This is a genomic window from Caulobacter sp. CCH9-E1, assembly GCF_001556515.1.
GTDB lineage: Bacteria > Pseudomonadota > Alphaproteobacteria > Caulobacterales > Caulobacteraceae > Caulobacter.
Genome location: NZ_LSJA01000044.1, coordinates 1 through 552 on the forward strand (window position 1 = coordinate 1; position 552 = coordinate 552).

Genomic DNA, 552 nt, shown 5'->3' on the forward strand with positions numbered 1-552 from the left:
AGGGGCCGCGCCGGCGCCCCGGCTAGTGCGTCGTGCTCAAATCCGACGCGGCCGGTCCCTCGTCTGGGGTCTTCCGACCAGACCCCAGTTGGAGGATGAGTTTGGCGATGGCGGGCAGGACCAGCAGGGTCACGGCGGTGGCCGTGATCAGGCCGCCGATGACCACCATGGCCAGGGGCTTTTGGACCTCGGCGCCGGTGCCGCTGGCCAGGGCCATCGGGATGAAGCCGATGGCCGGCACCAGGCCCGTCATCAGGACCGGGCGGAAGCGTTCGACCGAGCCCTCATAGATCGCCTGGGCGACGGGCACGCCGGCGTCGAGCCGCTCTCGGACGCTGGTCATAACGACCAGGCCGTTGAGGACGGCCACGCCGGCCAGCACGATGAAGCCGACCGCGGCTGAGATCGAGAACGTGATCCCGGTCAGGGCCAGGGCGAACACGCCGCCGGATAGTCCCAGCGGAATGGCCGCGAACACCGAGGCTGCCGGCCCGAAACCGCCCAGCGCCATGTAGAGCACCAGGAAGATCAGCGCGAAGCACAGCGGCACGA

General features: G+C 69.7%; 1 protein-coding gene. It reads right to left on the bottom strand.

The genetic code is table 11. The features are described from left to right. Window positions 1-22: 22 nt before the first annotated feature. Window positions 23-552: efflux RND transporter permease subunit (locus tag AX690_RS02355; RefSeq protein WP_197426758.1), on the bottom strand; the 530-nt coding region annotated here is incomplete at its 5' end.